Below are 6,102 nucleotides of genomic sequence, written 5' to 3' on the forward strand. Positions count from 1 at the left end.
TGCCGGCACACCGAACATGGCGGCCTATGTCGCGGCTAAGGGTGGCGTCATCGGCTTCACCAGGGCGCTCGCCACCGAGCTTGGCAAATACAACATCACCGCCAATGCGGTGACGCCCGGCCTGATCGAGAGCGACGGCGTCAAGGCGAGCCCGCACAATGAGGCGTTCGGCTTCGTCGAGATGCTTCAGGCGATGAAGGGCAAAGGGCAGCCGGAACATATCGCCGATGTGGTCTCGTTCCTGGCCTCCGACGATGCGCGCTGGATCACCGGCCAGACGCTCAATGTCGACGCCGGGATGGTGCGCCACTAGCCAAAAGCGCGTCCCAAAACCGCTACGACCCGTCTGGGCGACCTGCATTTTAGGTCGCAACAGCGGATGAGCGCGGCCGTGTCCGCAAGGCCGTGCCGCAAATGGCCAATCAAGGAAAAATCACAGTGGACTTCGGATTCGACACGTCGGTTTTCGACGGGCTGACGATTGCAATGCTGGTCGCCGGCCTGGCCATGACCGGAATGGCCTCCGGCGTGCTCGCCGGTCTGCTGGGGGTCGGCGGCGGCATCGTCATCGTCCCGGTGCTGTTCTGGGTACTTAGCCTGTTCCACTTTTCACCTGCTGTGATCAGCCATCTGGCGGTCGCGACCTCGCTTGCGGTCATCATCCCCACCTCGATCTCGTCGATGCGGTCGCACAACAGGCGCGGCAATGTCGATCGGCCTCTGCTCACTCTGTGGGGACCGGCCGTTTTCGTGAGTGCCCTGATCGGCGGCATCATGTCGAAATTCATCCCGGGCGCCGGCTTGCGGCTGGTCTTCGGCGCGGTCGGCCTGCTGGTGGCCGTCAACATGGCGTTGCCGAAGCACCTCGTGATCTCCTATCGCCTGCCGCAAAGCGGCTGGATCAACCGTGCGATCGCTGCTGTGATCGGCTTTGTCTCTTCGCTCATGGGAATCGGTGGCGGCACGCTCTCGGTGCCGACGCTTTCCAGCTTTTCCTTTCCAGTCCACCGGGCCGTCGGCACATCGTCGGCGCTTGGCCTGCTCATCGCGCTTCCGGCGGTGGCCGGCTTCATCTGGTCGGGTCTCGAGATTGCCGGCAGGCCCCCGCTCAGCCTGGGCTACGTCAGCCTGCCGGCTGTTGCCATCATAGCACCCGTGAGCTTCCTGTTCGCCCCTCTGGGCGCAAGGCTCGCCCACGCGCTCAACCCGCGCTACCTGAAACTTGCCTTTGCATTCTTCCTGGCAATCACGGCCGGGCGAATGCTGCTGTCTTGAATTTCGGTAGGCGGCTACGGCTATTTTTGGCTATTTTTCCCGCATGGCCCGGCGGAAGTTCTGCGTGATCGGCTCGGCGAGATAAGAGAGAACGGTGCGAGCCCCCGTCCGGATCATCGTCTCGCTCGACATGCCGGGCAGCAGCTTGCGACCCTCCAGCTTGCCGAGTTCGCTTTTGTCGATCACAACCGTCGCGGCGAAATACGGTGCGCCGCTGCGTTCCTCAACCATGCGGTCAGCCGACACGATCTCCACAACACCCTCGAGCGGCGGCAGGTTGTAGCGGGCGAAGGCCGGGAAGCTGACGCGCGCGGGCTGTCCGGGTGCGATCGTCTCGACATCCTCCGGCTTGACCATAGCCTCGACCACGAGTTGTTGTCCGAGCGGTACGATCGTCATCAATGTCTCACCGGGTTTCACGACACCGCCCGCCGTATGGACCTTCAGCTCCATGACGATGCCGTCAACGGGCGCGACGACGTTGGTACGGCTAAGCACGTCCCTGGCGGAACGCTCCTGCTGTCCGAGGTCAAACAATTCCGCCTCGACCTTGCTCAACTCGTCGACGGCCTCGTTCAGACGCACTGTGTTGAGGTTCAGGATCTGCATGTCGATCTCGGCCATTGCGCTTCCGGCACGGGCGATTGCCGCGACATTGGTGGCGCGCTCCCCCTCGATCTCCCGCTGTTGGCGTCTGAGCAACAGGTTGCGTTCGCGGGTGGTCAGCCCTTTCTTGAGCAGACCCTCAAGGTCTTTGCTTTCACCCTCGATTGCCTCGATCTGTTTGTCTTCGGTGACGATAAGCTGCTCCAGTCCCGTTATCTCTTCCTCGACCTGGTGACGGCGCTGGCCGAGAATTTCCCGCTCGTCCTTCAGATTGTGGTGCTTCGCGGCAAACACGTCACGCTGTGCTGCCACCGCGTCCTTCACGGCGGTGGCGGGGTTTGCTAGCAACGCCGGATCGAACTCGATCTCGGTCTTGCCGTCACGCTCGGTCCTGAGACGCGCGGCCAGCGCCTCACGCGTTGCTATCCGGTTCTGGATCAGGTCGAGCTGCGCCTTTGCCTGCGTGTCGTCGAGCCGGACGAGGATCTTGCCCGCCTTGACGATATCCCCGTTGGCGGCGTTCAACTCCGCAATGATGCCGCCCTCGAGGTGCTGGATGAGCTTGCGGTCGCCGGCGACCTTGATCACGCCCGGCGCCACAGCGGCGCTGTCCAACGGTGCCAGAGCCGCCCAGCCCCCGGCCACGCCGAAGAACAGGAACATGATCGCGAACCCGGTGCAGGTCACGCCCGTGAGGCGCAAGGGTACCGGTTTCAGCAGAGAGGGTGGCGGGGTGGGTAACAGCACGACGCTCATACCTGTCCTCGTTTCATGCCTGGTTCGCCACTTCGGTGGTGCTCAATGCACTTTGACGCGACGGATGCTTTGAAGAGGGGCTTGGCCCGTTGCTGACACCGATCACGGCGGCGGAGATTTCTGGTGCGCGACTCACTGGTATCTGGCTCACCTGCCGGATGCGCGCGGCGAGTTCGTTGAAGACATAGTCACGTGAGCCGAACAGGTCTTGCTGACCGCGGTTGATGACCAACACCTTGTCGACCTTCTCCATGATATTCGGGCGGTGTGCGATCAAGATGACGGTCGTTTTCGTCGCCTTGGCGATACCGATGGCGGCGGCCAGCGCGTCTTCGCCCTCCTTGTCGAGGTTGGAATTGGGCTCGTCCAGGATAAGGAGTGCCGGGTCGCCGTAGAGCGCCCGCGCCAAACCGATGCGCTGGCGCTGCCCGCCTGACAGGACGGCGCCGGATTCGCCGATCTCGGTGGCGTAGCCCTTCGGCAGTCCCTTGATCAGTTCGTGGACTCCCGCCAACTGCGCGGCCTTGACCACGCCGTTGAAGACCGTTGGATTGAGAGTGGCGAAGCGGCAGATGTTTTCGGAGACGGTGCCGGCGAAGAGCTCGATGTCTTGCGGCAGGTAGCCGACGTGGCGGCCCCGGTCCTCCGACGCCCATTGGGCGACGTCCATGCCATCGAGCAACGCACGGCCTGCGGATGGGCGCCAGGCGCCGGCCAGCACGCGCGCCAGGCTTGTCTTGCCGGCCGCGCTCGGACCGATCAACGCCATCACTTCGCCGGGGTTGAGGTGGAAATTGATTCCTTTCAGAATCGGCTCGCCGCCGCCCTGCCGGGCGAGTCCGATGTTGTCGGCCTCAAACCTGCCTTTCGGGCGCGGCAACGGCAAGGCCGGTGTGGCCTCCTGGTACTGACCGGCGACTGCGACAAGGCGTTTGTACGCGGCGCGGGCTCCTACGGTCGCCTTCCACGTGCTGATCGCCTGTTCGACCGGGGCCAACGCGCGGCCCATCAGGATGGAAGCGGCGATCATGATGCCGCCTGAAGCCTCGTTCCGCAGTACGAGATAAGCGCCGAGGCCGAGGATGGCCATTTGGAGGGCCTGACGGAAGGAGCGCGCGATGGCCGAGATGGTGCCGCCCCGGCTGCTGGCGCGTGATTGTCCGTCGTTCGCCTCGTCCTGGTGGACTTTCCAAATTTCGAGCAGGGGCTTCAACATGCCCATGGACTGCACGACCTCGGCGTTCCGGATCACGGCGTCAGCCTGCGTGTAAGCCCGGACCTGTGCGCTGCCGGCTTCCGTCAGCGGCTTGCGTGTCATGTACTCATTCAGGATCGCCAGTGCCAGCAATACAATCCCACCGCACAATGCCAGCCAGCCCAACCAAGGGTGCATGAGGAAGATGGCGGCGAAGAAGATCGGCGCCCAAGGCGCGTCCAGGATCGGGTAGATGCTCGGGCTTGTGAAGAAATTCCGTACCTGATCCAGGTCGCGCAGCGCGCGGGTGGTAACCTGGCCGGGCGCCGCGGCGGCGTACTCTACCGACGCGGTCAGGAGAACCGGCGCCAACCGCGCGTTCATCCACGTTCCGACTTTGGCCAGCAGGCGCTGGCGTACCACTTCCAGTGCCGCCATTGTCGCGAGCGCCGTAGCCGCGATCAACGTCAACGCCACCAGTGTCTCCGTGCTGTGACTGCCCAGCACGCGGTGGTAGACCTGGAGCATGTATAGCGCCCCGGTCAGCATCAGCACGTTGATCCCGGCGCTGAACCAGACGAGCGGCCGGATGGCGCGTCTGGCCTCTTTCATCACCACCTGCAGGGCAGAGGGACGTGAGTTAGCTGGTTTGGCCATTTATGTCTCTGCTCGGCGTGCGGGTTGCAACAGGCGCGAGGCACGCGATTGTGTCCACAGGGGAGGGAGGCAGCGCTAACTGCCTCCCTTTGGCTCAGTGCTAGACGATGTAGTCGTTGCTGACGGTCACCGGGATGTGCTGCGTTGCAGTCGGATCGCCGTCCGCGTCAGCCAGCGCGAAGCTGAAGTCGAGGTTGGCGTTGAATGTCCCACTGGTCTGCTGCACAAACCCGATGTCCACGATCTTCAGGACATCGTTGTCGGTCGGGTCCCAAGCCGTCAGGCCGCCGGTGGCATTGCTGCCGCCACCGGCTCCGATGCCCCCGTTCAGGTTGATGGCGGTGCCCGTCAACCCATTGGCGCTCTGCATGATCTGGATGCCCTGTATCTGGTATGTCTCGCCAGCGACCGTGTAGTCGTTCTGTTCGAGGATAAGCAGGGCATCGTTGTTATCGAGCGTGAACTCGGTGCTGTACGGGGAGGGGATATTGGCGTTCCCCTTGATCAGGTCCGAGTTCTGCACATTGACCGCCCTCGTTACCTCGTTCCCGTTGGCATCCTTCAGGTCGAGGATCAGGACCAGGTCTTCACTGTTGCCGACGCCGTCGAACTTGATGACGACGCCACTGGCGCTCGCGGTCGGGTCAAGCCGCTCATTGCCACCATCGGTGGCCTTCGGGTTCACGTCCGGCAGAATGTTCTGTTCGAAGAACCGCAAGGTCAGAACTTCACCCTTCTGGATTGTATCGCCGGCAACGCCGTTCGTCGCCTGGGTTGCAGACACCCAGTCCTCGTGGAGGTTGGTGATCATGTCGTGGGTGGCACCGCCGTTGTTGAACGTGGTGTCACCAACGGTCGCTCCCTCGCCCGTCGAATTGAAGCCGAACTTGATGGAGTTGGTTGTCGAGTTTGCGGTGAACTGCACGAAGAACGGATCCGGATCGCCGTTCGGCGTCAGTTGCTCCGCAACGATCAGCGGGTGTCCCGTGTTGCCGGTCGGTGCCTTATTCACCAACTCGCTGGTGTGCAACACGTCGAAGCTGAACCCTTCGATCGCGTCAGTCAGGGTGAAAGTGTAGGTGTCGGCAATCTTGTCGAAGTAAAGAGTACCGCCCGCCGTAGAGTCCTGCACACCAGCTGTGATCGGGTCCTTGTCGTAGTGGAACGAAAAGTCGAACGTCGCGGATGTAAGAGTCTCTGCCGAGAGGGTTGCCACCGCGTTGGTGATGTTCGGGTTCTGCGAATTATCGACCGTGCCGGTGAGCCCGATCTGAGTGCCCGACAGACCACCGTTGGCATCGACAAAGTCGCTGATGCCGGCCAGGTACTCTGCGGCCGTGTGCTTGTCCACCATGTCGTAGCCGAAGGTCCCGCTGGCCGTCTGGCCCACCGCGTTGCCCAGATGCTCGGGGCTTTGGATGCCGCCAGCAATGGGATCGGCATCGAATGGCGCCGTGATCGTCGGATCGGTATCGTCGAAGATCAGCGACAGCCCCGAACTCGTGCTCTGCTGCGACACGACGTCGGCATCGCCGTCCGTCACCGTCACCGTCGCCACCACGTTGATCAGACCGTTGAGGTCGAGCGTGTTGTCCTCGCCCCCGCCTTGCGGC

4 protein-coding genes and 1 pseudogene are annotated in these 6,102 nt (G+C 62.9%); 2 read left to right on the forward strand and 3 right to left on the reverse strand.

Features of this window, described 5'->3' with window-relative positions:
• Together EN943_RS23555 and EN943_RS23560 are read left to right on the forward strand one after the other, a co-directional pair.
• The coding region (locus tag EN943_RS23555) for an SDR family oxidoreductase (RefSeq protein ID WP_127414827.1) at nucleotides 1-313 on the forward strand (313 nt) is incomplete at its 5' end.
• A gap of 125 nt (nucleotides 314-438) precedes the next feature.
• Nucleotides 439-1,275, forward strand: coding sequence for a sulfite exporter TauE/SafE family protein (locus EN943_RS23560; RefSeq protein WP_127414828.1), 837 nt, complete (start codon nucleotides 439-441; stop codon nucleotides 1,273-1,275).
• A 30-nt stretch (nucleotides 1,276-1,305) separates the two neighbouring features.
• On the opposite strand, the gene EN943_RS23565 is transcribed toward EN943_RS23560, so the two are convergent.
• The 3 genes and pseudogenes from EN943_RS23565 to EN943_RS23575 form a co-directional block, all read right to left on the reverse strand.
• Nucleotides 1,306-2,637: an HlyD family type I secretion periplasmic adaptor subunit gene (locus tag EN943_RS23565; RefSeq protein ID WP_127414829.1), complete on the reverse strand. Its 1,332-nt coding sequence runs from the start codon at nucleotides 2,635-2,637 to the stop codon at nucleotides 1,306-1,308.
• Nucleotides 2,638-2,650: 13 nt separating this feature from the next.
• Complete coding sequence (locus EN943_RS23570) at nucleotides 2,651-4,489, reverse strand: type I secretion system permease/ATPase (RefSeq protein WP_127414830.1); 1,839 nt, start codon at nucleotides 4,487-4,489, stop codon at nucleotides 2,651-2,653.
• Between the two features lie 100 nt (nucleotides 4,490-4,589).
• Nucleotides 4,590-6,102, reverse strand: a pseudogene (locus EN943_RS23575) (hypothetical protein); the annotation flags it as partial.

Origin of the sequence: Mesorhizobium sp. M7A.F.Ca.US.006.01.1.1, from assembly GCF_003997935.1 — a bacterium.
Classification (GTDB): Bacteria; Pseudomonadota; Alphaproteobacteria; order Rhizobiales; family Rhizobiaceae; genus Mesorhizobium.

Coding starts and splice junctions, on each gene's coding strand:
- EN943_RS23565 (WP_127414829.1), bottom strand. CDS start 2,637: ATGAGCGTCGTGCTGTTACCCACCCCGCCACCCTCTCTGCTGAAACCG.
- EN943_RS23570 (WP_127414830.1), bottom strand. CDS start 4,489: ATGGCCAAACCAGCTAACTCACGTCCCTCTGCCCTGCAGGTGGTGATG.